The sequence below is a fragment of the Microbulbifer maximicatervae (SeqCode) genome (assembly GCF_052467695.1).
In genome coordinates this window covers 1,870,433-1,896,965 of the sequence record NZ_CP174320.1, presented here as the reverse complement: position 1 = coordinate 1,896,965, position 26,533 = coordinate 1,870,433, and the positions used below count along the sequence as shown (strand labels likewise).

Genomic DNA, 26,533 nt, shown 5'->3' with positions numbered 1-26,533 from the left:
TTTACCCATTCCAGCTTCATGTAAATGAGACTGAATTTATGGGCAGAGCGATTGTAAACTGCGCTTAATGAATATCTATGGAGACAGCAAAATTCTGGCGGGAATTAATTTTGCTTGCTATTGAATGCAAACAAAAAATAAACACCTTCAAACCATGTATTTCTAATAACAATTAAAATAGAAAGCCACCTATCATACAAATATAAATAGCAAAATAACGCAGCTGGAGCCAGAATAACAAATTGGAATAACCAGAAACTTATAATTCAGCCAAACTATAAAATGCTGCCATTACCGTACCGAGCATGATTAGTGGCAGATAAACAAAACTTAAAACCGAGTATTTAATACAGGTCGAAACCCACCCCTCTTTATAAATATTCTTTTGCATTACTAGTAAATTTATTGGCATCCAGAGGAAAAGCAGTAGCAAAACTCCATAACATAAAATTTCTGCCCAAAACAAAGGCTCAACAGATTCTTGCAAGAGAAAAATAGCAGTTCCTAGCAACAACGTTAGGCTCACATAGGCATGACTATGGAGCGACACAATAACATGCTCCATATATAATTTTTCTCTACACGCATAAAGTAGCCACAATATACCTGAATATATTGGCAGCATAAGTAACAGCATTGTAGGAAGAGATCCGAAGAAAGCCTTAGCAAAGATTGTAGGGTTTTCCGACACTCGCTCAATATTACTTCTCGCCTTTTTGAATTCGATATCAAACCAATGACGCCATGACTGCGGCATAAATTCTACGGCATAGACTTTTTCTTCAATAATTGAGAGTACCCGATTAAAAGATATCGACCATACTTCTTGCTTATTTTCCGCTCCACGAACTTTTAATTTCCCGCCACCAGGCAAATCCCAGTCAAATTGTTTTTCTGTATCACCTGTGGATGATGGAGCCATTTTTGCGGTAACATTCTCACTAGTGCGAATAGAGTGCTCTTGAGCAATACTCCAATCACTACTGATACGAATCAGGAAAAAGGCGCTTACGCAAAGAAAGATAAACAGCTTTACCGGGCTTACATATCGTGCTCGCCTTCCAGATAAATATTCTATCGTTAGAAACCCTGGGGATAGCAGTAAAGCCGGCAGTGTTCTCCACAAGCGTGAATCAAATGCCACAAGGGTATTTAGAAAGTCTCTAATTATACTTGATAAGCGTCTCACAATACCTTCTGCTGACTGTCCACAACCATAGCAGAAATGCCCCAATAAAATTGTATTACAATTAGAGCAGTAATCTTGCCTCTCTACCGGCGCTTCCTTTCGACTTCTAATACCCACTATATCTTCCGGCTATTTATAACTGTAAACTTTAAATTTCCATCAACTTATATCGCTAAAACCGCTATTATAATCCAGCCAGGCTCCAAACGATGGTAAAAACCGCTCCAATTGATAATAAACATAAGTAAGCCATCCCCAATACTGAATATTTACAAAAAGTTACAAACCAGCCTTGCCTATATATACGCTTCTGCATCCAAAGGAGATAAACCAGAACCCAAAAAACCAACAAGGTTATCAAGGTCTCTAAAACTAATGTTATAGCAGTATAGCCTGCCATATTAACACTTAGCATGTATAAGATATTTCCAATCAGGATGCTTAAAAATATAAAAGCATGACTATGTAAAGCTACAGTTAAGTGTTCCATATATAGTCGGCGTTTAAAGATGTAAAACACCCATAACATCATGGCAAATACTGGCAACATAATTAACAATGTATAAGGGATCGTCTTAAGAAATACTTTCTTGAACCGATTTGGATTTTCAGTAACTTGTTTAATATTCTGGTTGGCATTTTCAGTCTTGGCATCCATCCAGTCTTGCATGGGCTTTGGCAGGCCTTTGATATCCATTCTTATCAATTTATTATCTGGATCATTGGCTGATGACTGCCAAACCGGCTCCGAGTCCTCTTGAGAAATTATTCGCCCCTTATCACTGCCTTTAACAACCTCATTTTTAATACCTCTTTTAATACCCTCTTCAACCTCCTCTTTAGCTTCGATAAGACTTATTTCAGCCTTCTTAATTTCTCCTAGCAGGCCTTTTTGTTCAGGAATTTTAGTATGTACTGGCCGATCCGCCTGCAAAAGGAGGTCGACACCCGACGCTTCTAACTGAGGTCCTTCATTTGAAGCATCAGCATCCATAAAATTGATTGTCCAGTCTCCACTCAAACGAGTTACAAAAAGACTGGTGATACAGAGAAAAATAAATAGCCGTACAGGGCTTACATATCGAACACGACGACCAGAAAAATACTCTGTTGTTAAAAACCCTGGTCGGAATAATAGCGCAGGTATGGTTTTCCATGTTCTGGAGTCAAACGCCAACAAGGTATCTAAGAAATCACCGATTACAGATGAAAAGTGCCGCACCATACCTTTAACTGGCTGACCACAAGCATAACAATGGGGACCTAACAACTGTGTACAGCAGTTTGCGCACTTATTATCTTCATTACAAACACTTGCTATTGATGTCGTACTACTCAAGATCTACTTCCTTCAACATTCCCTTTAACTACTTACCACCAGTAATCGAAAGTCCAATTTCTGAACAGAATTATGGATAAAAAATTTGCAATACAATATTCTGAATATAGACAGTGCTGCGAGTAAACTCTCTAGTTTGAATAACTTAACATCTAAACAGCACAGCTTCACCAACACCAACCATTTAACGCTTATGCGTTTAATGGTTGGAATCCTATTAGGATATATCCTTATAACTCTGCCAAACTCCAAAATACAGTAAGAGCCGCACCAACAGATAATAAAACTAGATAGGCCAACCCCAAAAAAGAATACTTAAACAATGTCATGAACCAACCCTGCTGATATACACGCTTTTGCATCCAAAAAAGATATACAGGAACCCAAAGAACTAATAGTGCCATCAGGCTATTAAGAGATGAGGATATAAATGCGTATCCTTCCAGTTGACTACTAATACTATAAAACAGGTTGCCAATCAGAATACTCAGGCAGATAAAAGCCTGGCTGTGTAACGCTACAATCAGGTGCTCCATATAAAGTCTGCGTTTAAAGACGTAAAGCACCCACAGCATCATGGCAAATATTGGCAGTATGACTATAAGAGTTGACGGAAGAGCTCCCAAGAATGCTTTTTTGAAACGATTTGGATCATCGGTCACCCTTTCTACATTTTTATGGGCGCTCTCTACCTTACGGTTAACCCAATCTTCTAATGGTTTGGGAAGCCAATCAACTTGAAGAAACTCTCTATCTAACTCACTAATAGTCTCATTTAATCCTGAGGCCAGTTCCTCTTTAGAAAGGTTTTCCGATCCATTCTGGCCTCCATCAATCTCACTTAAATCTTCATTGAGTTTATGCAAACCACCGGTAAGCTTCTCTTGTTCGCTAATCAGATTTTTCTCAACATCTTCCAAAACAGCGACAGCATAACTATTGTTAACGTGCTTTTCTTTGCCTTTTCGAATATCTTCGATGGCGTCGTTATAACCTTGGCTCGCTTTTTCAACATCGACTGACTCAACGTCTACATTTCCAAAATTAATAGCCCAATCACTATTTATCTGGGTTACAAAGAAGCTGGTGATACATAGAAAGATAAACAAGCGTACAGGGCTGACATAACGGACCCGTCGACCAGAGAAATACTCAGCGGTTAAAAATCCAGGTCTAAAAAACAGAGAGGGTATTGTTTTCCATGTGCGAGAATCAAAAGCAAGCAGGGTATCAAAAAAGTCTCCAATTACTGAGGAGAAATGACGAACCATGCCTTTAACCGGCTGACCACAGGCATAGCAATGGGGCCCCAATAGCTCTGCATGACAATTGGCACAATGGTTTGGATTATAATCCGAATTATTTGTAGAGGTTGCAGTGCTCATTACCGCTCACCGAATCACTGATTATCTTATTCACCTGGCAAAAGCTTCCAGGCCCAAGTATCTGCTAACGAACCAGAACCGAAATACCTCAATTAGCAGAACTCTACTAATATCCCGAATATCAGCTGGAGTACAATTTTTTTAATGACTTATAGGTATTAAGAGAGAGGTAAAAGAAACGCGCCGACTATTAGGCGCGTTTCGAAGGGAATTTGGCATAAATTGCCGGTTGCTAATTATCCAAAAGGAAGCGTGCAATTGTACGCAGGCCGTGCCCTTTAGCACCTGGCGCCCACTGATCATTGCCACTGGGCTGGTAAGAGCCGGAAAGGTCCATATGCACCCAATTGCGACCTTCATCCCGAACAAAGCGAGCCAGGAAGGAGGCTGCCGTAGATGCACCTGGACTTCCCTCAATACCAACATTGGCGATATCGGCAAAGTTGGACGGGGTTTGCTCAAGGTGGAAAGGCTCTAAAGGCAGTCTCCACGCCTTTTCATTTTCCTCAGAAGCTGCAGACAATACCTTTTGGGCTGCTTCATCTTCAAAACTAAAGACAGAGTTGAAATCCCGACCTACAGCCATCTTTGCTGCACCGGTCAGAGTAGCGGCATCTAATAACCAGCGAGGCTCTTCTTCCGAAGCTGCAATTAAACCATCAGCCAGCACCAGGCGCCCTTCAGCATCGGTATTCAGTATTTCTACACTCACTCCGTTTTTATATTTAATAATATCGCCCAATTTAAAGGCATGACCGGAGATCAGATTTTCTGCGCAGCAGAGATAGAGTTTAACCCGCTTGTTGAGACCTCTGGCTATTGCGAGAGCCAAGCCTCCAGTTACCATGGCCGCGCCCCCCATATCGGATTTCATTGTGGCCATGTTGTTGGACGGCTTAATGCTGTAGCCGCCGGAGTCAAAAGTAATTCCTTTACCCACCAAACACATATCAACCGGCGCCTGGTCATCACCCGTCGGGTTGAAGTCCACTTGTAACATCACGGGCTCACGTACACTACCACGCCCAACGTTATGGATACCGACAAACCCTTCACGCAGCAGGTCATCCCCGGCAACTATACGGTAAGTTACCGCACTGGGAGCCAGCTTTTGCAGCATTTCTGCAGCGCTCTCCGCCAATACACGCGGAGACACATCATCAGGAGTACCATTAGTAATTTCACGAACCCAGCGACTGGCATTTTCACGGGCGGCGAGTTCTTTTAACTCAGCGCTGTCATCAGTCCCCCAGTCAATTTTGTTGGATTTACGCGGGTTAAAAAAACCTGCCCAAAATGCCCAGCGGCTTTCAATGCTCCAGCTTTCTCCTTTGAGGACAACATCGTTGACCCCCATACCATCGAGCTTTCGGGCAGCTCGCTGCGCTGCAACCAACACAGCGCCTTTCGCAGCGCTAATATGAATATTGGCAGCGCTACCATCAAAGCTCAGCAGTGCTGATTCTCCCCAGGGTTCCGGCGCAAAGCCCTCAACCAAATGAATATGCATAGCCTTTGTCATACAACACCTATTTTGAAACTTGTGTACCAATTTTATCGGTATTTCTCCTGCATTCTAACAGGACATTAAAAATACTTGATGATTGCACCGCCACCGAGTCGACAGATAAACTGTGAACCAAGACAAAATAACTATTAAGTAGAGAAATTCGTTAGGGAAGAATAAATGGCTGATTCCTGCCACTATCACACTAGCAAGACTGCATCCTGGCAGTGCCAGCCCTGCAACCGTCAGTTCTGTGGCGAGTGTATTCCGGGTTCGAGTACCAATTACCATGGGCAGGGTCCCGAATGCCCGCTCTGCCGCGATAGCCTGGAATATATTGGAGCCAGTAACAACGCCAAGCCTTTTTGGCAAATGGGATTATTTTACTTTCTCTATGCTTTTAAGCCTGGCCCTCTAACAATCATGGCTGTTGCAGCAGCGGGCAGTATGGCAATAACGTCAATGGGTCTTCTGGCTCTTGTCGCTTTGGTGGCCATTGTAGCTGTTGTATCCCGCTACAATCTCTTGGTCATCGAAAGACTCGCAGGAGGCCAACTGGAAGCCCCTCCACTGGCAGATGCACTTGATGGCAATGGTGCAATGTTATTTCTGAAAGTCATTGGAATGACATTGATCGCCGGTTTCGTTGGCTACAAGCTTGTACAATTTACTGGGAGCCTCAATGTCATAATGATTTATGCGGCCGCCCTGTCATTTTTAGCGCCGGCTGCAATGATTGCCTTAGCGCTTACCCATAGTTTGAGGTCCGCAATCAACCCACTCAAATTATTGGAATTTACCCTAATCATTGGCTGGCCCTATTGGTTGCTGTTAATTATTACCAATATCATTTCTTTCGCACCCAATATACTAATGGCCGTGGTCAGCGATAAACTGCCGGCTTGGGCAATTTTCCCGACCACAGCAGCCATTGTCTCTTACTTTTCCATCGTCTCAAGTGCTGTGATGGGATATATCTGCTTAACTCGACAGCAAAAACTGGGAATAGCCTCAATACAAGAAGATGATGAAAATTACTTAGAGGAAAATGAATTCCTGTGTAAGCGCGCTCGGGCTGAAGCGCAAATATTTTTACGCGAAGGGGACTTCAAGGGCGCTCGCCAGGCTCTGGTTGAAGGGTTGCGCCGCTTCCCTAACGACGAAACTCTTAATGAGCGCTACTACCGCCTTTTACTTGCTACCGACGATAAAAAAGCCCTTCAGGAGCTGGGGCCACATCTATTAGAAAAATTTGTACAGATAAATCGCCCACATAAGGCAGCTGAACTGTATATGGCCACAGAGCCCAGCCCGCCTGTGGCTAAGCCCGAGATACGCCATGCACTAGCCAAGGTGCTATACCAACAGCATAAGTACCAATTGGCAGCACAGCTGCTCAATAATTTACATAAAGAGGCCTATCCACAACTCGATGCTGCCTATCTGTTATTGGCACAAGTGTATATGGATGGATTGGATAGAGAAGACTTAGCAAAAAAACTACTGCACTTTGTCCGACAGAAATTTCCAGAGAGTGCTTTGCGTTCTGAAATCGATACCCTGTGGAAAGTACTTAACAGCACTGCCGAAATTCACTAAATAACAAAATATGGGTAGCCATCTATGGTGGCTACCCTAAACCTAGCCCGATATTCGCTACCAATGCTTTAGCGCCCGATTCCATAGATACAAACCTCGCGCAAAAACGTTGTAACCTTTATTCAAAAACCACCTAAGGCCGGGTAGCTTCGACACCCTAGCCTTCCATTGCTCCTTGGGAGAGTTCTCCCAAATTGTAATAAAAGCTTCGTAGCCCACTTTCAGATTTCCATCCGCATCCAATACATGCAACCGCTCACGGACAAACTCTAAATCTGTATTCAGTTCCTTCGCTTTATCTTCATCAATATGAACATCCTCCCAATCCACTTGGCAGGAGACGGACTTTTTCTTTTGTGCTGAAATTCCTGCGTTACAGACTGGACAAGCAGAATTATAAAAAACCCGAATCTTTTCAGGCATAAGCTAAAAATCCACTCTTTTTCTACCGGCGAAAACTACTTAGGGTGGTCAATGTCATCGCGATTCACCAACTCCCAGGGTAAACCATTATTTCGGTAGATCCGCTGATTTTTTTCTGGGTAGTCGGCAACATCATGTTGCAGTCGCTGGCCTACAACTATGCAGCGCAAGGTCATTTCCCCCACATTCCGCATCACATGAGCTGGGCCTCCAGCGGGGTAGCCAATAAAATCCCCTGCAGAAACCTGGTGGTGATCGTCACCAATACGCACCTCGGCCCTACCCTCCAGGATATAAACACATTCGTCTTCAAAATAGTGACAATGGAATTCTGTGGATTCATAACCTGGCTCGATTTCGATCATATGGAAACCAAAGCCGGATATGCCGGTAAGATCACCCAGAGACTTGTTTTTACGCACCGCATTGGCATTGAGGAAATGTACCTTGCGCTCCCCCTCCATCCCTGCAATTTCGGTCCCGGTCAAAATATAGCGACTCACTCTGCCCCCAATACATTACTTAATTATTTATAAGACATACCGAATTATGTTCTTCAACCTGAGGCAGCCATATCTTGGGTCATCTCTTTCACCTCGCGCGCGCGGCCTTCCTCACCCAGGCGACGATAGTAATTGACCAGAACCATTCCCAGCTTCGGAATCAAGGGGTGATTCACTCGCTGCTGTTTCAAGTGGCGCAGTAATTTCTCTAGCCACGGCCAGTCCTTTTCCTCCGCTGCACGCCGTGCCATCAATAAGTTTGCCTTTCCGGTGAGCGCCTTTGGACTTTTTGTTGCCGCCAAGTAGCGGCGATAGCCACTTGCCAGGGTATGGCCATCGATCTCCAGATTTCCTGCCTGGGCAAATAAAGCGAGATTGGCCCGGTGGTAACCTTCACTCTCTGGCGCCGCTGAGGTCAGTTCTATATAGCGCTCAATCAGTGTTAAAGCCTGTGGATATTGCCGCACCGCTGAGGCTGCCGCTTCAGTGGCTTCCAGGATTTTTCCCTCTTCCAAAAAACGATCAATCCGCGCCAGGGCTACCCTTTGGGGGGACGGGGCCTCCTCTTCCTCCGGCATAGGTTCCACCATCGGGCGCCAATACAGCACCGCCAAAGTCAGGGCAAAACCCGCAAGTAAACCACCAGTATGGGCCCAGTAAGCAATGCTGGCATCTCCATACAAATAACCGAAAATCTCTTTGCCCAACCACAGCGGTAACACCAGCAGCGCCGGTGCACTGAATTCGCCAAACATGAAACCAATGGTGTAAAAGAAACGCAACCGGCGCACACCGTAAACCGCGACGAACATGCCCATAATTGCCGAGACCGCACCGGAGGCACCCACCATCGGTACATGGCTGCCGGATTCCACCAGCACATGCAGACCCGCTGCCGCCAATCCTCCCACCAGGTAGAGCCCTATAAACCACACCCCACCCAGGGCCAACTCAACCGACAAGCCAAACAACAGCAGAAACACCATATTGCCAATAAGGTGATCCCAGCTACCGTGTAGAAACATATGGCCAAAGGCCCCAGCAATACTCGGGTCTGCCGGTATCAGTCCCAGAGCGTTGCTACTGACCCTATCCCGCAGTTGGGCAAACTCCAGCCTCTGTCGTAACCACTCGGTCTCACCCTCTGCTTCGAGCTTCGGCAACAGCCAGTGGTGGAATTCAGGGTTACCGAGGGATTCCCGGTAAAAAAACTCTTCCCCTTCCACACCCATCTGCGCTCTCCACTCTGGGTGCATTTCATTGACATACACAAGAAAGCGTTGCTCTTCGAGGTCCGGTAAGTCACTCTCAAAATAGTAATCTTCAGCTTCCTGCCAGCGTGCTTCATCCCCCCCTTGATAGAAAACAAACATCAGCAAGTTAAGGGCAATCAACGCAAAACACATTAATGGCGGCCGGCGCCAGTCGGGTTTGTTTTGGATGGGGGTGATCAGCACGGGCTTCCCTTATTGTGATTTCATCAGCGCCCTGAGAGAAAACGCAGTAACACCGGTAAATGAACTTGCACCGACACAAAGGCCAGTGGGCTGAAAATACTATGAAATCCCAGAGGTGTCATGCCAGCCGGACCTCACTTACTTCCTGGCGGTACGGCCAATGATCGCCGGAACATCCCAACTGCGCAGATGCAGATCTCTCTGAGGGAAAGGTACCTCTATACCCTTATCGCGAAATTCCCGCAACAACTCCAAGTTGTACAGGGCATAGGAGTCTCCCAGGGAAGTCACCATATTGCTGTTGACCCACACCACCAACTTGAAGTCGAGGGCATTATCTCCGAACCCCATCAGCCACACCTCGGTTTTTCGCTTCCAGTCGGTATGGGTGATATTGACTCGAGCGGCAGCTTCCAGGGCAGCTTCCCGTACCAAGTCTGGGTCCGAGGCATAAGACACACCAAAGGGTACGTGAATACGGCGCACAGGGTCATCCAGTGTGTGGTTAATAACCCGGCCCGCAACAAACTCAGTGTTCGGCACCAAGATATCCACATTGTCCCGCGTGGTAATACGGGTTGAGCGCACGCTGATATCGCGGATGCGGCCAAAAACGCCCGACTCCAGCTCCACCAGATCACCCACTTTGAGAGGGCGCTCAAACAGCAAAATCAAACCGGAGATAAAATTCGAGAAGATTGCCTGGAGCCCAAAGCCAATACCTACCGACAGGGCTCCAGCGACCAGGGCCAACTTGGAGGTATCCAGGCCCAACATGCTAAGCACCACAATCAGGGCCGCGGAAATAAAGATGTAGTGCAACACCCGCCCAAGATTGTACATGGAGGATTCACTGGCATGCTCCCTGCGCACAAGCCGGCGCAGGAAGGCCTGGGTGAGTCCAGACAATAGCCAGGCCCCCACCAGGACCACAATCATCTTAGCGATCAACCGCAGGGTTATCGGGTTCTGAGCAACGGTAAATAGCTGATAATCCGCCAACTTACGCCAGCGGTTATAAGCTTGTCTTGCGCCCAGTGCGACTCGTTCGCGCACTGTTGCCCACCAACCCTGGCGCTCCTTGTAAACCTCCAGCTGGGCCTTTTCATAGCGCTGAATATCCTGTTCGAAGTCATTGGCGCGGGCCAGGCCACTGCCAATACGCTCAAAGTAAGACCACCAGCGACTCAGGTCTTCATTCTCTTCATCTTCGCGCCAGGCCACCACCTGGCGCTGGCGCACCGCCAACTCCCGCGACGCACTTTCAATCACAGAGTTGGCGTTTTCCAATAAATCCCGACTGATAATCAGCGGGCGCTCTTCGCCCTCTTCATTCAGAACCTCATTGATGGATTGCAGCAACTCACTTTTGCGTTTTTCCAGCTGCTCCTCTAACAAGTCCACTTCAAGCTGCATCAGGGTGAGGTCTTTCTGCATATTGATGGTGGGGTCAGTGGAGGGTTCTGTAGTGCTTTGAATACTGGTGCGGGTCGCAGAAATACGTCCGATTTTCTTTTCGTTCGCGGCAATATCCTTATCTATTTCCTCTGCATCTTTACTGGAGTAGACGAGGGTATCCAGAAGTCTCCGCAATTTAATTTCTGCGCTGTTAATCTTTTCCCGCCAGGTTCCCAGGAAAGTATTAACGGTACTCAGCTGCTCAATAATATTTAGGTGATTTATTTGAGCTAAAAGTAGGGCCTGCGCCGCCTCATCCTCCTCTCGTCCACTGGAATCCCGCAGCACAATCACTTGTTTACGCAGTAAAGATAGAGACTGGGACTGGGTTGATTTAAGTTGGCGAGCCTCCAGTTCTACGCCTTTCAACCTACGTCGGCCACGGCTGATGGCAGAATCAGCCTTGGCCCAGTTCAATACCGTTGGGTTTTCTGGAAAATCCACATCCGGCATTAAAGGGACTTTCAGGTACTCCTCTCGTTTTTTCCAGGTAATTGCGATCCCTTGTAAACTTTGGCTAATTTTTTCTGCACCCTCCTGTAAGGCCTCATCCTCCGGCAAATCCTTTTCCCACTCCTCCCAGCTCTTTGTGACCAAGCTAAGCCATTCTCGTCGCTCTTCGGGAGATGCACTGGTCCATCCAGTCCACCAATCTGCAGAGGGGTCAGAAAAATCTGGAACCTCCGGCTTAAACTCCTTGGGTTTACTACCGGGAAGCTGGGCGACACTGGAAACAGAGACACAGGCGACACTAAAGAAAAGGAGAAATGAAAGGGCGAGGTGAAGAAAAGAAAATTCTTTGCCGGCACTACAACGAGGGATAAAAAGGCTGGCACCCGGCATAAAATACTTCTATCCGTGAAAAAATCCGGCACTAATAAAATAGGCGCCTACTGGGCCATATTGTTCAGTGTAGCCCAGGGACTTCCCTGCCCCATGCATTTACCTGAAGCGCCGACTTTGACGCAAACATTTTCTATATATCTTGCGATATTCACGCATAGCCCGTCTGGTTGTGTTACCAGGCTCACCCGTACTACGCAGCAAATTTGCCGCCCGGGCTTCACAGTAAATATCCCAATCCTTACGATCGACTCGTTTACCCTCTGAGCGGTGCCGCAAATGGCGGGGCGGATACGCTCGGGGGTATATTTTCTTTTTCGGAGCTAGGGGATTGCGATTAACATGCTGCCAATTGGGAGGGGGCGTGACCACCACATATTGATTGTCCCTGGGGTCTAATAAGAAAAAGGTACCATTACCCGCAAGCACATAATGCTTGTTACCCAAGTTAATGGGGGTTCCAAAAGGTACTCGGGAGACCCGAGCTCCCAGAGGCGGCTCAATCCGGGTATAGGCGTCGGGGCCTTTGCGGTAGAAATAACCATTTTTATAAAAAACTGTCTGGTTATTCACTTCGATAGGCTCAGCTCCGGGAGGCAGGTGGTCCGATCGAACCTGAGACTCCGAAACAGAACAGAAGAGTACAAGAAATAGGGTAAGCAGGGATCGCATGGCTAATATCATCAGCAAATTGCAATCCGCTAAGGGTATGGTGCGAGTTTGGCAATCCCAAGATTATCAGCTTAACCTATCAGCACAGCGATATGTGACTTCACAAAATTATGGTCAGGTTGGAAATTAACCGCTACCCGCCTGTAATGGCTCTTTATCTCGCACCACTTCCGACAGCACTTTAACTTCCTGTCCAGGCTGCAAGCGCTCAGCACCACGCACTATCACACGATCGCCCTTGGTGAGATCACCGCTTACCGACACCCATTCACCATCGCCACTGCCGATACGCACAGATAATCGCTCAGCCTTATCCTCTTCGCCCACTCGATATACGAAGGTATCGCCATTTCTTAAAACCAAGGCATCCCTTGGCACAGACATGGTGGCCTGCGCCTGCGCAATGGGCACAGAGACCTGTACCGGCATACCGACAATCCAGTCCCACTGCTCCGGCACACTCTGTGGCAAAGTTACCATCAGCTTAACTCGCCGGGAGCGATCGCTGGCCACAGGCACAAATTGACGTACCCGGCCGCTAAATAATTGATCATCCACCCGTGCCTCTCCCGGCAGAGAGACAGAATCACTGCGTAGCGCCACCGTGTCACCGATGCGAATCAGCGGCAGAGCCGTCAAGGGAATATCCGCCTCCACTTCCACCTGTGACATATCCAGGGCTCGCAGTAATTCCGAACCGGTGCGCACATATTCTCCCGCCTGTAATTCGCGGCTCACCACTAAAGTATCAAAGGGTGCATCAATGGCTGTTTTAGATAATTCATAGGCCCGTCGGTCGCGCTCAATTTGAGCCGCAATCAGGTCCTGAGCCATTGCCTCGCGCTCCGCCTGCTGCTCTTCCAGTGCAGCTCGGGAGGTACTATTGGTTTCCGCCAACTTACTCAGTCGATTTAACTGAGCATCCATATAGGTCAACCGCGCACGCAATTGTGCAATACGACTGTCACTATTGCGCAGCTGTAATCGCCAATGAGTACTGTCCAGCTCGGCTAGGCGCTCACCCTTTTTTATAAAGCTGCCGGGTTCAGCGACAAATTCCAACACACCATCCAGTTCAGAAGAAACCAGGATATCTCGTCGGCTCACCACCTCACCTGCAGACCACTGGCTCGGAGCAATTTCCCGAACTTGGGCCCGGTCCACCAATACCGCAATAGGATCGCCTTGCGCCCAAACGCCATTAGCGCCCAGAGATAAAACGATACCTGCGAGCAATTTCTTCATTGTGAACTCCTCAGGGCAAACCTTTCGCGCATAGCCGTAAATTTGGGTAGTGGCAGGCTGCCGGTTTGCAGTAATGCCGGCAATAAAACCAGGGTAAAGAGCGTGCTCACTGCCATGCCGCCCACAATCACTGCGGCCAGGCCACGGTAGATAACACTGCCCTCACCGGGAGCAACCAACAGTGGCAACATGCCAAACACGCTGGTCAAGGTACTCATAAAAATAGGGCGCAAGCGCAGGCGCAAGGCCTGCTCTACAGCGTCGACCCGAGTGCTACCCGCCATTTCTGCCGCTCGCGTCTGGTGTACCAGCAAAATAGCATTATTCACCACCAGGCCTAGCAGTATCACAAAGCCAATCATGGTGAGCAGATCCAGTGGTTGGAAATCGATCAAGTTTAAAATTTGTAGCGCCAACACGCCGCCCACTGTCGCCAGGGGCACGGTGAGCAATACCAGAGAGGCATCCCGCAAGGAGCGGAACAGTGCACTCATCAGCAGGAATAAAATTAGCAGCGCTAACAGGAAATTCTTGGAAAGCGAAGCCAACGCCTTATCCAGGTCACTGGCATTTCCTCCCACCAAAATACTCCCGTCAGCGGGCAGAGCTTCGCGAATCTTCGGCAATACATCCGCCTCCAGCTGTGCGCGCACCTCTTCGAGGGACACATCTTCCGGCGGTACTATATTCAGTGTAATAGTGCGCCGACCATCGACTCGGCGCAAACTGCCCGGCCCCACAGTCCGCTCCACACTGGCCAGCTGACTGAGTGGCACCACTTCCCCACGGGGCGTTACCAACGGCGTATTTTGCAGTTGTTCTGGAGTACTCCAGGGCTGCGCTTTAAAAATAATATCCAGGCGCTTTTCACCGTCAAAATACTCGCCAACATAGAGACCATTACCCAGCGTTCGAACCAGTCCGCCCATATCCTGGCGATTCCAGCCCTGCTCCAGCATTGCGCGATCATTGGGGCGCACTGTCAATTCAGGTTCTGATAAAGATAAGCCCGGGTTGGTCTGCACCGGCGTTCCCGGCATCACCTCTTCAACAACCTCAACTCCAAGGGCAGCCGCACGCATCAATGCTTCGGCATCACGGGATTGCAGATGTAAAGCAATGTTGCGGTCACCACCGAACTGGCCAAACAGATTACCCCGCGCGGCGAATCCCTGGAAATCAGGAATATCCACCAGGATTTCTTCCCGCAGGACTCTCTCCATCTCCTTGGCTTGATCCATATCCTTAACCCGAACTCCCATAGTGCCGCCATTGGGCCAGGTGATCACGTAGTAGTTCTTTAGGGCTGGTTCGCGCTCACCACTCATGTAGGGTGCCATACGCTTATCCAACTCGTTGACGATTTCTGTTTCTAAAGTTTTGGTATTAGTGGATGCGGGGAAATTCATCCACACATCGACCGCATCCCTTTTTACCGGCGGTAAATAATCCAGGTTTGGTAAGAATAAATAAGTCGCAACCATGGGCATTAATAAAAGCCCCCCGATCACCTGCCAACGGCGGGTCCTGGTACTCGTCAAAGCCATTACCCGCGCAGTTATTTTTTCCCACACTCGGGAGAGACGGTCTTCAGTAGAGATAGAGGGTAGCCACAGACGCGCAGCCAGGGGAACCACAGCCACCGCAACCAACAGGGAAAATACCACAGCCACAGCAATAGTCAGGGCCAGGTCACCGAAGACCTGCCCTTCGACACTGTTAAGGAAAAATACCGGAAGGAATATCGCAACGGTTGTCGCAGTACTGGCCAACAGTGCACCCCACACCTGGCCCGCACCCTGCTCCGCAGCCTCCTCTGCCCCCCGACCTTTTTCTCTCAGGCGCACAATATTTTCCAACACTACTATCGCAGCATCGAGCACCATACCGGTGGCAAAGGCCAGTCCCGCCAGAGAAATTACATTTACACTGCGGCCTGCGGCCGACAGCACCACAAAGGTCGAAAGTAATGAAATTGGAATCGCTGCGGCAACGATCAAGGTCGCACGCATGCGTCGCATAAACCACCAGAGGACTCCGACAGCTAATACGATACCTAAAATCATATTACCGCCGAGCAAGTTTAAAGCCCGGTAAACAAACACCGATGCATCGAATGATTGCACCAGCACAAGCTGCTCAGCTTTCAATTTAGTTTCATTCAGCTCAGCGACTTTTTGCTTAACCCGCTCCAAAGTCGCCAGCATATTGGCATTGTTGGTACGGTTAATACGGAGAGAAACTGCCGGGTTGCCATTCTGCGTGGTGACACCGCGGGATTCTGACGGCCCCACCTTGACCTCGGCAATATCGCCCAGGCGCACCGGCTGTCCATTGCGCCATTCCAATACTAATTCGGATAAGTCTTTGGGTTCATACTCGCCGACAAAGCGCAGGGTATAGCGACGCCGCCCAACGTCGGTAAATCCGCCGGAGACATCCCTGGCAGACGCCAGCTGCCGACTCACTGTAGGCAGCTCTACTCCCAGTTCAGCAGCTTTCCAGGGATCAAAAATAATCTGTAACTCTTCCTGTGCCGCACTCCCAGACTGGGCCTGGACACTGGCAACCCCGGGCACCGACTCCAACTCCGGGCGCAGTACATCTTCAATCAGGCCAGCGTAGTCATCCAGGTTATTCTGGTTATCAGGTAATTTTTGCAGAAAGAAATAGGTCAGTGCTGTCGCATCTCCACCCCAGCCACCCAGCATTACTCGCGGTGGCTCCGCATCCCGGGGCAGTGGCGGCAGGCTGCTCATACGACTGATAACATCAATCAGCACCTTGTTCATATCGGTGCCCATGGCAAATTCCAGATTTGCCCAGGCGCCACCGCGACCGGCGTTGACTTGCATCATTTCCAGACCGGTGAGGCCCTGTAATACGGATTCGATCGGCTCGACAATTTCTGCCTCCACCTCTTTCGGTGCGGCCGCTCTCCAGCCTGCCTGGATAGCGATACGAGGATTGTCGATATCGGGGAAAAGTTGAACCGGCAGCTGGCTGGCGAGGAAAGCTCCAAGCAGAACAGCCATAACCACAGCGACCCCCGCAGCAGCGGGATTTTTTAAAGCGGCGCGTGTTAATGCCATTACTTCAGCCCCAGTTTTTTATTGGGATTGAAGGCTAGCGGAATATGAATTCCTTACAAGGCAGTTGCGACTAGTTGCCAGGAAAATTCGATCAGGCCATGAAGAGCCCGTTTATTCGCCGGAAAGAAAATAAAAATTCACAAAATGAAATCCATGCCTTAAGAGGCAGCGTTACAGTGGAAAACCCATCTGCTTTGCTGCCTCACCTAAGAGCCATAAAAAAATTATGGATCAGAGGAAGTGCTGGACTTTATTTTTATAGCTGCGGCTCATTTTTAAACACTCGCCGCTATCTAATACCAGATGGTATTCGCCATTAATATGGGCACGTATTTCCCTTACCCGACTTAAATTGACGATTGTTGACCGATGTATGCGCTGGAAAAGTTTCGGGTCCAACTGCTGCTCCAGTTCTTTCATGGTGATACGCATCACATGGGTCTCACCCCGAGCGTGCACACACATATAATCACCGGCAGCATCGATCCAGTCGATTTCACTGGAGGGCACCAAAGTTATTTTGCCCGCATCTTTCACTGCAATTTTGTCCGGATAGGCACTGCCGGCAAATTGCCCGCTAACCAGCTTCTGCTCCAGCACCTCAGGGGATTCCTTGGTCAAATCGGCAACAGCTTCGAGTAATTGCTCTCGTTGGTTAGCGATATCAGCGTTGGCTCTCTGTTCCCTGACTCGGGTAAGAGCCAACTCCAAGCGCTCTTCTTCGATGGGTTTTAATACGTAGTCCACCGCATTAATTTCAAAAGCCTCTACCGCATACTGGTCGTAGGCCGTGACAAATACCACATGAGGCAGAGAGTCCAACGGAATCAACTGAACCAGTTGCAAACCGTTTACGCCGGGCATCTGGATATCCACAAATGCTACATCGGGCCTCAGCTCCAGTATTTTCTCCAACGCATCGCGACCATTGCCGCTCTCTGCAACCACCTCGATATCAGCCATCTGCTCCAGGCGCAGCCGCAAGCCGCGACGAGCCAGGGGTTCATCATCGACAACGATCGCCCTCAGGATCTCTACTCCACTCATTTCTTTATTCCTGTTCAAAGGGAATACGAATATTTACCGACAAGCCCCCTTCCGGACGATTGCGGAAACGCACTCTCTGGTCATCGCCATAAAGGGCCTTAAGGCGCTCACAGGTATTGCGAATGCCCACTCCGTAGCCTTTGCCAATCAGGCGCAGCTCCTCTTCCGACATACCGGGGCCGTTATCGCTGACTTCCAGTAACAGTTCACCGGCGAAAACCCGTGACTTGATGCCAATCTCACCGCCCCACTCCAGTTGTGCAATCCCGTATTTGATCGCGTTTTCAACCAACGGTTGCAACAACAGGCTCGGCACCAGGGCCTGGGGGGACTCCCCCTGTAAATCCAGATTCACCCCCAAGCGATCGGCGAAGCGCACCTTTTCAATGTCCAGGTACAACATCAGCGCCTCAACTTCCTTCGCCAGAGTGACCTTCTGCATGGGGTCATTATCCAGGGAGTGGCGCAGGAATTGAGACAGGCGTGTCACCATATTGTTGGCCGTGCGCCCGTCATTATCGAGGATCAAGGTGGAGATTGCGTTGAGTGTGTTAAACAGGAAGTGCGGATTCAGCTGGTAACGCAGCATTTTTAATTGAGCCTGATGCGCCATTGATTCCGCCCGCAGCGCCTTCTCCTGCTGGGCCTGAGAGGAGCGGTAATACTTGATGCCGTAATAGAGCGCCGCCCAGGTCATCAGAATCAGAAATGAATAGGTGAACCAGTAGATAGCCAGGAGTGCCGGGTGCTCATCACCATCGTGGCCATAAAGCCACAGGGAGCCGGCGAATTTTATTGCTGCCCAAATCACTGCCGCCATTACCACCAGCAGTAAAGAGCCTAGCAATCGCAGTGCTGGGGGCTTACTCCACAGGCGGTGGAAACCCAAGCGCATGCTCTCGCTGAGAACAACCCCCGCAGTAGTGGCAACAATGATGTAGCCCGAGTGAATCCAGTGGTCATTCACCCAGAAAAAACTGCCCACAAAGGTCAACAGCGTATAGCCCCCCCAACCAGAGAGCTGCAAGGCCCAGTACTGTGAACGACGACTGGCCAGCTTCTGTGAGAGCCACTGAAGTGTTTTGCTTCCCATAATCTCCCGCTTATTGGGTAAAAATCTATGCGCCGATTTGACACTAATCGGCAGCTTCATACTAAATGGCGTCGAAAGCCGGCGAAACACCAACCGGCGCAGCAAAGAGACAAACTGCCGCATGACCTACTGGTTATTTAAATCTGAGCCCGATGAATACAGCCTCCAGGACCTCGCTGCCGAATCCAGCGGTTGCGGTCGCTGGGATGGTATCCGCAATTACCAGGCACGCAATTTTTTGCGCGATAAGGTGAAGGAAGGAGATGGCGTGCTGTTTTATCACAGTGCCTGTAAGGTGCCGGCAGTTGTGGGCTCCGCCGAAGTGGTTCGCTCTGCCTACCCCGATCCGGCCCAGTTCGACCCAGAAAGCAAGTACTTTGACCCCAAGTCCAGCGAGGATAAACCGCGCTGGTACTGCGTCGATATTCGCTGGCGAAGTGAGTTCCAGCGGCCGGTGCCCCTCGCAGAAATCAAGGGCATCCCCCAGTTAGCAGAGATGGTGCTGGTAAAACAGGGGCGCCTGTCTATCCAGCCAGTTTCCGGTGACGAATGGCAGCTACTCCAGCACTTGGGAAGCTCCACGCCGCGCTAGACGATACCTTTTGTCTGGGCGATGTACAGGCTCAGCAACGATAGCAGCGTCAATAACGCTAACAAGCCTAGTAACAATACCCAGGGACGGAAAGGCTTGCGTTCGACACTGTTGATGCCGGACTGCAGGTATTTATCGACCTTGGCTTGGTCTTCATCGGAGAGTTTCTTTTCGGAGGGATCTAACATGGGCACTTTCGCTCGTTATTTTTGTGCCCTGAGTTTAGGAGAAAGCTTTCTACAGCTCCACAAAAAAGCCCCGCGATGCGGGGCTTTTTAACACTTTCTTTGGGGGCTGTTAGAACAGCTCTTCCTCCAAGTCCATCAAGCTAGCGCTGCCTGCATTGACACTGCCGGCCAATGCCTGGGTACGTGGCAACAGGCGAGCAAAGTAGAAGCGCGCTGTCTTTATCTGGCCGTTGTAGAAGCTATCCGCTTCCGCTTTCGGCAGCGCCGCAGACACAATTTTCGCCCACATAAAGGCGTAAGCGACGTAGCCGAACAGGTGCAGGTACTCTACAGAGGCAGCACCCGGTGCGTGGGGGTCTTGCTGAGTGGCGGCAACCATATTCTCAGTTGCTTCACGCAGGCGTTGCATCTCAGCGATGAGCGGCTGGATAAACTCTGCCATTTCCTCGAGATCAATCTGGGCATCGATAAAGCCCTGTACATCTGCAGCAAACAATTCGAATAGAGCACCGCCGGTAGCTACAGTCTTGCGGCCCACCAGATCCAGAGCCTGGATACCATTGGTTCCTTCATAGATCTGAGTAATACGCACATCGCGCACCAACTGTTCCTGGCCCCATTCGCGGATATAACCGTGGCCACCGAAGACCTGCTGACCGAGGATGGTGCAATCCAATCCCATATCAGTAGTAAAGGCTTTGGCTACCGGGGTCAGCAAGGCAACCATATTCTCCGCGTTCTTTTTCTCTTCACCCTCGCCGAACTTGGAAATATCCAACCACTTGGCCACGTAAGTGGACAGAGCGCGGCCGCCGTTGACCAAGGCTTTTTGGGTGAGCAGCATACGGCGCACATCCGGGTGAACAATGATGGGGTCTGCGGCTTTCTCTGGCTGCTTGGCGCCCGCTGGAGAGCGGCTTTGGATACGGTCGCGAGCGTATTCAACAGCATTTTGATAGGAGCGATCTGAAGCGCCGAGGCCCTGGATACCGACACCCAGACGCTCGTAGTTCATCATGGTAAACATGGCCGCGAGTCCTTTGTTCTCCTCGCCGACCAGCCAGCCTTGGGCGCCGTCGAAGTTCATCGCACAGGTAGCGGAGGCCTTGATACCCATTTTGTGCTCGATTGAGCCACAGTTCACATCGTTGTGTTCGCCGATGCTGTTGTCTTCGTTCACCTTGTATTTGGGCACCAGGAACAGCGAAATGCCTCTCGGCCCCTTGGGTGCGTCCGGCAATTTTGCCAATACCAGGTGGATAATATTTTCGGACAGATCCTGGTCACCGCCGGTGATAAAGATCTTGCTGCCGCTAATGCTAAAGCTGCCATCGCCACGGGGCTCGGCCTTGGTGCGGATAATACCCAGGTCTGTACCGGCGTGAGGCTCGGTAAGGCCCATGGCACCAGCCCAGGTGCCTTCATACATCTTGGGCAGGTATTTTTCTTTCAGCGCATCACTGGCGTGGGCATCAATTGCCAGGCAGGCGCCGTTAGTCAGAACCGGGTAGAGTGCAAAAGAGATATTTGAAGCATTGATCATCTCCTCAACCTGAGCGCCCAGCATTTTCGGCATACCCATGCCGCCGTATTCCGGGTTGCCCAGCAGTCCACCCCAACCGCCTTCACAGAAGGTGGCATAGGCTTCTTTAAAGCCTTTCGGCGTGGTCACCACACCGTCATTCCACTGGCAGCCCTCTTCGTCGCCAGTGCGATTGATCGGATCCAGGGTGTTGGCAGCCAGCTTGGCCATCCCTTCGAGAATCGCATCTGCGGTCTCACGATCTACCGCCCCAGCCAACCCGGGCAATTCCGCCCAGAGTTTTTCCGCAGCAAATACCTCGTGAAGTAGGAAGTTCATCTCCCTTAGTGGCGCCTTATAGTCGGCCATGCTCCCGGTCCTCATTCAAGTGTTTCAAACGCTCGTTTGAATCTAGGGCCGAAGCGCCCTAATGTCAACAGTCTCGGCTTTGAGGAACCTGACAAGCACTCAGTTCTAAAGAGTGGGAACAATCTGTTGAATGGATGCTGTACCGCTCACTAGAGCCGGCTGAAAAAACTGCTGCTAGTCTACATTGGCGCTCCTTCGCAGTAGAACGCTGACGAGTTCGGCTAACTTATCCTCAGCTAATAGTGGAATCTCATCACTGGGTACAAATGAATAGGGCTCATCTGCATATCGCGGGATGATTTGCACATGCATGTGATCTTCAGACTGGCCTGCGGACACTCCGGAATTGCAGAATGTATGAATACCATCTGGCTGAAATGCCTCTCGCAGAATATCAACACCCGTTAGGATCAAATTGCTGACATCTGATAAAACTACCGAGTCACAAGCGGTAAAATGATTCGTGTGCAAAGAAGGGATTACTAACAATGCGCCTTTACTGCGCTGCCTCGGATTTACCGCCAGGCAAGCGTGCTTCATCTCCTTTACCAGCGGAACACTCGAATGCATCAGTGTACATAGCGGGCACGGCCTTCGAACTCGAAACGTATAAGGCACAGCAAACTCAATACAAGTTATGATCGTTTTATAATAGGGGTTATTTCGAGAAATTGAGAGCACCGCGTAGACGTGCAGCTTCCTTCGCCCTCTCCGGCGAACTCCATTGCGGACACGAAAAAATATCCGTATAGCGATATTTTCTACCCGCTTTCCTATCACTCCTGGGGACAATCTCCCAAACTAAGTGAAGATAGGATCGCCCCGTAATTCCCCCCCAATCACACCAGACATTGGTACCATCCGGATCATAGAGGTTTTCTACTGCAAAAGTAGACTCCCTGACACACTTAAACAGATCGCGGAACTCACTCTGATTGAATGTGGAAAAATCCGTATGATAGGCGTGAGGCACCACCACCACATTCCCCCTAATTCTCGGACGTATCGGTATTAGTGCGGTCGCAACATCATTTTGACAGACAATAAATTGCGACCTCTCCCCCGGGGTACTCAAGCAATAACCGCATGGGCATCCCTGTTTTGACAAAAGTAAGTTAGACAATTGTGATACGAGCCTCACTACCTTTCATTACACAAACATTAGCCAAAACGCCGATTGGTAAAGTCAACATGGGATCCGTATGCCCAAAACTTAGATTCGCCACTATTGGAAAGTCGAAATCTGCACAAGCCTCAAGAACCGTATCTTTTAGCGTGACGCCGGCAATATCAGTGCAATATGGAGAGCGTCCAATAAGCATACCTCTAACGTGAGAGAGTATCCCTGATTGACGCAGATGGGTAAGGGCACGACGAACCCTCTCTAGTCGCGCTTCTTCAGCATGGGCCTCCCAGAAAAAAATAATATCTGAGGGGATATTAAGATATGGCGTACCCACAAGCATATTTAGCGTCTCTATATTCCCTCCAAACAATATCCCCTCACCCAGCCCTTCTCGATAAACTATTCGGTGACTGTCTTTTCCCATCAAACGACGCCGTTGCGGACTTTCACCCCAGTCAGTAAATTCACGAGTCCATGCAGCAGGATCTCTTAGCTCTGTCAAGGTCTCATTATTACCGATGGCAGAAAAAAGGTTCTCGATCGTAAAAGCAAAAGGCTGAGGGTATTCGCCAAACTGGGGTAACAGCGTGGGGCCAAAATAAGTAGTCCATCCACTCAAACTAAAAATACCTAAAATCAAGGCTGTCGCATCGCTGTTGCCAATTAACACTTTGGGGTATCGGCAAACAATATCTCGATTCAAGTGTTCTAATATTTCAGCTGAGTTGAATCCTCCAATTGAACACATGATTCCCGCAATCGAGTGATCGAGTAATAAACTCTCAAACGCCTGAGCCCGCTCCAATGCAGTCCCTGCCGTAAATCCTCTTGAAAAGCACACCTGCTCCGGCAGTACAACCTTTGTATTCAAGGTTCGCTCCAAGGCTTTGACGCTCCGAATTAATCGGTCAGGATATTCACTTGCTACATTTGAAGAGGGTGAATATATTGCTATCGCCTTTCCCGGTATTAACTTAGGATAAAACCTGTTATTCATATTGATAGCGTGAACTTTTCATTTCGAACATTGTTTCTCTGGGCTTATGCCCAGAGCGCCCAAAGTTTACCGACATTGCATCATTATTCAGGCCAGTCAATGGTTAGCCCCTGCCGTCGTAACACATCAACAAGCTGATTATATTTTTGCTCCTCTAGTAACAAATCAGACTTTCCTATTTCATTAACCGCTCGCAGGAAAATTTGATGAAGGCTAGCTTGACTCAAATAAAGATCCTCAGGCTTCAAAGTACGAGGGTGAGTGTTATGAAGTTGTTCTACCCAGTCGGTCGGCAATCGCTGCTCTAATCGCCGATCCCCCTGTAATTTAACACCTGTAGCCTGTTGAATAAGTGGGATAATGGCATGTTTACGTGTAAAGGCGAGAGAGTCACAAGCAGCCAGACTCTCACCTCTTTTAATTTTTGCAAATGTATACCAAAGCCATCCACAATAACGAGGAATAATATCCTGCACTGACATTGATTCCGTATCAGGCATGGTGTTTTGGTTGATAGGAATATCTTTACGCAAGACGATGAATGGTTCTTGGATACAGCAGGGAGGATCTGCACAATACAAAAAACTTATATCTAACTTTACAATCCAGTCATCTTGTCGAGTATAGAAAACAAGTAAATTTGGGATTCCCGCATGCACAGCAGAGAATGTCACGCAAATATTAAAATACCGGGTGAACATCTGCTCAAATTCAGCTCTGGCCCTATTGAGTGGATTAGTCGACTCATAGACTGCCGTGATATCCAAATCACTAAAAGCATCGGCTTCACCAGATGCGATGCTTCCACCTATAGTTATAGTCACTGGTGCATCTTGTTGATTTGCCCATGAATTGATAAATGAAAGTATGGGGTGTAAGTGCTGAGGTACTCTATCTTCAGCTAATCCCAGTGAGCTAATTCTTACCTGATTAGAAATATTGTAACTTGAAGGGTCCCTATCGAAAGAACTCATGGTGACAATTCAAATCCATTTCTACGAGGTAATATCTGGAGATCCCGAATATCATCGTGTTGGAGCACCCACATCAAAAATCGCTCAACACCCATGCCAAATCCAGCCGTTCTCAATGGGTAAACCCGCTTCATATTCGTATACCACTTATAGGATTCTGGATTTACCCCATGTACCTTCATAGCTGTGAGAACGGCCAGATCGTCAACATGTCTCTCACCACAACCAACCACTTCGCCACATCCAAATAAGAGATCACTATTTAATGCGCTATAGCCGTTTTTATCCATGGCTTGATAAAAAGGAACAATTCCATGGTCCCACTTGGTAACCCAAACAAAGGGGCCAATAGTTCTGATAAGCTCTCGCTCTCCCGCTCTAGTAAGATTTCGCCCGTAATCCGTTTTATCGATAAACTCCGGCTTGTCCTGAAGAAGCTTGGCGGCTTCATCAAAAGTAACAGAATTAAAAGTTAAATCTCCGTTTGCCACTGACTCTAAGTGACTTAAGCTGCCGATTGCTCGTGTAATTGACTCAGCTTGCTCCCTAAGTATCGCTTCGCAAAGCACACGGATATATCCTTCAGCCAAAGACATAGCCTCATCCAAGTCGCCACCAATTTCTACCTCGCTGTGCATAAACTGACAGAGATGTGTAGCGTCCCAGTCCTCCCCACGAAATGACGGCATTAGATAATAAGCGCCCCGAGGCTTCATTCGACAACACAACTCAAGCTGAAACTGCATGGAGTCGGCTAGATATGTTTCCTGACCATTTAATTGAATACTCACAGGAATTGAATCACTGCCCAGCCCAACTGGGCTCGAAATACTACCAGTCGTAACAGGTAAGTGAACGGTTCCAATTCCCTGGCCTCGCCAGAACATTGCTGTCTCTCGAGTAAGTATGTCTTGCAAATCTACCAGCAAGTTAAACCAAGAATTATTTGCTAGTTTCAAGTATCTGCTGGGATCTTCAAGAATCGGTGGTTGCCAGCCATTTGTATGCTCATTCGTAGTCAATTTCCCAACCCCAATCAAAGAGATATCCCCATAAGAATATATCCATCTACTTTTTACTGCTGGACGATACAAATTTTTGGTGCGCGTTTTGTTTCCCCCTTTAATAAATCAATAACGCAAATCCAATAACTGCAATAACCGAGTTAGGAAATAATGAAAAATTAGAGAAAATCACGCCAGCTTTATCCGAATAACTACATAGACTATAAATTAAACATTGTCATGAATATTCTTGCAAAAAGCTTCTCAATTAACGATGAAGAATCAAACCTGTATCCTTTTGGTTGATCTCGAATGTACTTGTGATAACGAGCCGCCCCTCCCTCCAGAAGAAGCCGAAACCATAGAGTTGGGTGCGATAGTGGGAAGTTTGACACAAAAATCTTTTGTTCAATTAGATGAAAGGCAGCTATACGTAAAACCCTTTCTTCACAGGAAATTGACACTATTTTGTACCGAATTAACGGGTATTACTCAGGAGCAGGTTGATAAGGCCTCGTTGTTACCCGGGGTACTGGATAAATTCAAAGATTGGCTTTCCAACTATGAATTAGCCGCATGGGGCAGCTGGGGAAATTTTGATGCATGGCAATTGCGCATGGAAACAGGCAGAAAGGAAATAGCAAACCCCTTACAGTACCTGCCTCACATTAATGTGAAGCAAATATTCGCTGACAATAAAGGACACCGCGTCAACCTAGCCAAGGCTATTAAACTATCGGGGCTTACATTTAGTGGGCGACTGCATTCCGGTATCGATGACACACGAAATATCGCCCAACTTCTGGAAAATGATATCGCCCTACGAACTAGCTTTTTAAATCAGATATAATCAGGCCTAGTAATATCACCTTGTAAGGACAGCATTTTGCGCCTTCTCCTTATCCTACC

23 protein-coding genes are annotated in these 26,533 nt (G+C 48.6%); 3 read left to right on the top strand and 20 right to left on the bottom strand.

What is annotated here, in order from left to right:
• Positions 1 to 259: 259 nt before the first annotated feature.
• The 4 genes from ACJJI8_RS08195 to pepB all read right to left on the bottom strand — a co-directional run bounded on the left by ACJJI8_RS08195 (position 260) and on the right by pepB (position 5,435).
• A complete protein-coding gene (locus ACJJI8_RS08195) occupies positions 260 to 1,306 on the bottom strand; it encodes a DUF3667 domain-containing protein (protein ID WP_444934767.1) in 1,047 nt (348 codons plus the stop codon).
• 67 nt (positions 1,307 to 1,373) lie between these two features.
• A complete protein-coding gene (locus ACJJI8_RS08190) occupies positions 1,374 to 2,528 on the bottom strand; it encodes a DUF3667 domain-containing protein (RefSeq protein ID WP_444934766.1) in 1,155 nt (384 codons plus the stop codon).
• A gap of 230 nt (positions 2,529 to 2,758) precedes the next feature.
• Positions 2,759 to 3,913, bottom strand: coding sequence for a DUF3667 domain-containing protein (locus ACJJI8_RS08185; RefSeq protein WP_444934765.1), 1,155 nt, complete (start codon positions 3,911 to 3,913; stop codon positions 2,759 to 2,761).
• 232 nt (positions 3,914 to 4,145) lie between these two features.
• On the bottom strand, positions 4,146 to 5,435 hold the full coding sequence (pepB, locus tag ACJJI8_RS08180; RefSeq protein WP_444934764.1) for an aminopeptidase PepB: 1,290 nt from the start codon (positions 5,433 to 5,435) through the stop codon (positions 4,146 to 4,148).
• A gap of 165 nt (positions 5,436 to 5,600) precedes the next feature.
• Between pepB and ACJJI8_RS08175 the strand changes: the two genes are divergently transcribed.
• On the top strand, positions 5,601 to 7,019 hold the full coding sequence (locus tag ACJJI8_RS08175; RefSeq protein WP_444934763.1) for a hypothetical protein: 1,419 nt from the start codon (positions 5,601 to 5,603) through the stop codon (positions 7,017 to 7,019).
• Between the two features lie 57 nt (positions 7,020 to 7,076).
• Here the strand turns inward: ACJJI8_RS08175 and ACJJI8_RS08170 are convergent, their stop codons facing one another.
• The 9 genes from ACJJI8_RS08170 to ACJJI8_RS08130 form a co-directional block, all read right to left on the bottom strand.
• Positions 7,077 to 7,442, bottom strand: a complete 366-nt coding sequence (locus ACJJI8_RS08170) for a thiol-disulfide oxidoreductase DCC family protein (protein WP_444934762.1) — start codon at positions 7,440 to 7,442, stop codon at positions 7,077 to 7,079.
• A gap of 35 nt (positions 7,443 to 7,477) precedes the next feature.
• Positions 7,478 to 7,945, bottom strand: a complete 468-nt coding sequence (locus ACJJI8_RS08165; RefSeq protein ID WP_444934761.1) for a cupin domain-containing protein — start codon at positions 7,943 to 7,945, stop codon at positions 7,478 to 7,480.
• A gap of 53 nt (positions 7,946 to 7,998) precedes the next feature.
• On the bottom strand, positions 7,999 to 9,402 hold the full coding sequence (locus tag ACJJI8_RS08160; protein WP_444934760.1) for a rhomboid family intramembrane serine protease: 1,404 nt from the start codon (positions 9,400 to 9,402) through the stop codon (positions 7,999 to 8,001).
• Between the two features lie 138 nt (positions 9,403 to 9,540).
• Complete coding sequence (locus ACJJI8_RS08155; RefSeq protein WP_444934759.1) at positions 9,541 to 11,703, bottom strand: mechanosensitive ion channel family protein; 2,163 nt, start codon at positions 11,701 to 11,703, stop codon at positions 9,541 to 9,543.
• A 99-nt stretch (positions 11,704 to 11,802) separates the two neighbouring features.
• On the bottom strand, positions 11,803 to 12,387 hold the full coding sequence (locus ACJJI8_RS08150; protein WP_444935157.1) for a DUF6515 family protein: 585 nt from the start codon (positions 12,385 to 12,387) through the stop codon (positions 11,803 to 11,805).
• Between the two features lie 114 nt (positions 12,388 to 12,501).
• Complete coding sequence (locus tag ACJJI8_RS08145) at positions 12,502 to 13,620, bottom strand: efflux RND transporter periplasmic adaptor subunit (RefSeq protein WP_444934758.1); 1,119 nt, start codon at positions 13,618 to 13,620, stop codon at positions 12,502 to 12,504.
• A complete protein-coding gene (locus tag ACJJI8_RS08140; RefSeq protein ID WP_444934757.1) occupies positions 13,617 to 16,712 on the bottom strand; it encodes an efflux RND transporter permease subunit in 3,096 nt (1,031 codons plus the stop codon). Before ACJJI8_RS08140 ends, ACJJI8_RS08145 begins: the two co-directional genes overlap by 4 nt.
• Before the next feature lie 231 nt (positions 16,713 to 16,943).
• Positions 16,944 to 17,759 (bottom strand): LytR/AlgR family response regulator transcription factor, encoded by an 816-nt coding sequence (locus tag ACJJI8_RS08135; RefSeq protein WP_444912010.1) that lies wholly within the window; start codon positions 17,757 to 17,759, stop codon positions 16,944 to 16,946.
• Between the two features lie 4 nt (positions 17,760 to 17,763).
• Positions 17,764 to 18,852: a sensor histidine kinase gene (locus tag ACJJI8_RS08130; RefSeq protein ID WP_444934756.1), complete on the bottom strand. Its 1,089-nt coding sequence runs from the start codon at positions 18,850 to 18,852 to the stop codon at positions 17,764 to 17,766.
• Between the two features lie 121 nt (positions 18,853 to 18,973).
• On the opposite strand from ACJJI8_RS08130, the gene ACJJI8_RS08125 reads away from it, so the two are divergent.
• Positions 18,974 to 19,444, top strand: coding sequence for an EVE domain-containing protein (locus ACJJI8_RS08125; RefSeq protein ID WP_444914894.1), 471 nt, complete (start codon positions 18,974 to 18,976; stop codon positions 19,442 to 19,444).
• Here the strand turns inward: ACJJI8_RS08125 and ACJJI8_RS08120 are convergent.
• The 7 genes from ACJJI8_RS08120 to ACJJI8_RS08090 all read right to left on the bottom strand — a co-directional run bounded on the left by ACJJI8_RS08120 (position 19,441) and on the right by ACJJI8_RS08090 (position 25,579).
• A complete protein-coding gene (locus tag ACJJI8_RS08120; RefSeq protein ID WP_413664201.1) occupies positions 19,441 to 19,632 on the bottom strand; it encodes a DUF3094 family protein in 192 nt (63 codons plus the stop codon). The genes ACJJI8_RS08125 and ACJJI8_RS08120 overlap by 4 nt on opposite strands.
• Positions 19,633 to 19,741: 109 nt before the next feature.
• Entirely contained in the window at positions 19,742 to 21,523 is a 1,782-nt protein-coding gene (locus ACJJI8_RS08115; RefSeq protein WP_444934755.1) for an acyl-CoA dehydrogenase C-terminal domain-containing protein, read from the bottom strand.
• Between the two features lie 174 nt (positions 21,524 to 21,697).
• Positions 21,698 to 22,063, bottom strand: a complete 366-nt coding sequence (locus ACJJI8_RS08110; RefSeq protein ID WP_444934754.1) for an HIT family protein — start codon at positions 22,061 to 22,063, stop codon at positions 21,698 to 21,700.
• Positions 22,064 to 22,181: 118 nt separating this feature from the next.
• Positions 22,182 to 22,664 carry an HIT domain-containing protein gene (locus ACJJI8_RS08105; protein WP_444934753.1) on the bottom strand — a complete coding sequence of 161 codons (483 nt, stop codon included), beginning with the start codon at positions 22,662 to 22,664 and terminating at the stop codon, positions 22,182 to 22,184.
• Positions 22,639 to 23,646: a S66 family peptidase gene (locus tag ACJJI8_RS08100; protein WP_444914897.1), complete on the bottom strand. Its 1,008-nt coding sequence runs from the start codon at positions 23,644 to 23,646 to the stop codon at positions 22,639 to 22,641. Before ACJJI8_RS08100 ends, ACJJI8_RS08105 begins: the two co-directional genes overlap by 26 nt.
• A gap of 83 nt (positions 23,647 to 23,729) precedes the next feature.
• Complete coding sequence (locus ACJJI8_RS08095) at positions 23,730 to 24,620, bottom strand: hypothetical protein (RefSeq protein WP_444934752.1); 891 nt, start codon at positions 24,618 to 24,620, stop codon at positions 23,730 to 23,732.
• Positions 24,617 to 25,579: an amino acid--tRNA ligase-related protein gene (locus ACJJI8_RS08090; protein ID WP_444935156.1), complete on the bottom strand. Its 963-nt coding sequence runs from the start codon at positions 25,577 to 25,579 to the stop codon at positions 24,617 to 24,619. Before ACJJI8_RS08090 ends, ACJJI8_RS08095 begins: the two co-directional genes overlap by 4 nt.
• Before the next feature lie 295 nt (positions 25,580 to 25,874).
• On the opposite strand from ACJJI8_RS08090, the gene ACJJI8_RS08085 reads away from it, so the two are divergent.
• Positions 25,875 to 26,474, top strand: a complete 600-nt coding sequence (locus tag ACJJI8_RS08085; RefSeq protein WP_444934751.1) for a 3'-5' exonuclease — start codon at positions 25,875 to 25,877, stop codon at positions 26,472 to 26,474.
• The last annotated feature ends 59 nt before the right edge of the window (positions 26,475 to 26,533 follow it).

Coding starts and splice junctions, on each gene's coding strand:
- ACJJI8_RS08185 (WP_444934765.1), bottom strand. CDS start 3,913: ATGAGCACTGCAACCTCTACAAATAATTCGGATTATAATCCAAACCAT.
- pepB (WP_444934764.1), bottom strand. CDS start 5,435: ATGACAAAGGCTATGCATATTCATTTGGTTGAGGGCTTTGCGCCGGAA.
- ACJJI8_RS08175 (WP_444934763.1), top strand. CDS start 5,601: ATGGCTGATTCCTGCCACTATCACACTAGCAAGACTGCATCCTGGCAG.
- ACJJI8_RS08170 (WP_444934762.1), bottom strand. CDS start 7,442: ATGCCTGAAAAGATTCGGGTTTTTTATAATTCTGCTTGTCCAGTCTGT.
- ACJJI8_RS08155 (WP_444934759.1), bottom strand. CDS start 11,703: ATGCCGGGTGCCAGCCTTTTTATCCCTCGTTGTAGTGCCGGCAAAGAA.
- ACJJI8_RS08150 (WP_444935157.1), bottom strand. CDS start 12,387: ATGATATTAGCCATGCGATCCCTGCTTACCCTATTTCTTGTACTCTTC.
- ACJJI8_RS08145 (WP_444934758.1), bottom strand. CDS start 13,620: ATGAAGAAATTGCTCGCAGGTATCGTTTTATCTCTGGGCGCTAATGGC.
- ACJJI8_RS08140 (WP_444934757.1), bottom strand. CDS start 16,712: ATGGCATTAACACGCGCCGCTTTAAAAAATCCCGCTGCTGCGGGGGTC.
- ACJJI8_RS08135 (WP_444912010.1), bottom strand. CDS start 17,759: ATGAGTGGAGTAGAGATCCTGAGGGCGATCGTTGTCGATGATGAACCC.
- ACJJI8_RS08130 (WP_444934756.1), bottom strand. CDS start 18,852: ATGGGAAGCAAAACACTTCAGTGGCTCTCACAGAAGCTGGCCAGTCGT.
- ACJJI8_RS08125 (WP_444914894.1), top strand. CDS start 18,974: ATGACCTACTGGTTATTTAAATCTGAGCCCGATGAATACAGCCTCCAG.
- ACJJI8_RS08120 (WP_413664201.1), bottom strand. CDS start 19,632: ATGTTAGATCCCTCCGAAAAGAAACTCTCCGATGAAGACCAAGCCAAG.
- ACJJI8_RS08115 (WP_444934755.1), bottom strand. CDS start 21,523: ATGGCCGACTATAAGGCGCCACTAAGGGAGATGAACTTCCTACTTCAC.
- ACJJI8_RS08110 (WP_444934754.1), bottom strand. CDS start 22,063: ATGAAGCACGCTTGCCTGGCGGTAAATCCGAGGCAGCGCAGTAAAGGC.
- ACJJI8_RS08100 (WP_444914897.1), bottom strand. CDS start 23,646: ATGAATAACAGGTTTTATCCTAAGTTAATACCGGGAAAGGCGATAGCA.
- ACJJI8_RS08095 (WP_444934752.1), bottom strand. CDS start 24,620: ATGAGTTCTTTCGATAGGGACCCTTCAAGTTACAATATTTCTAATCAG.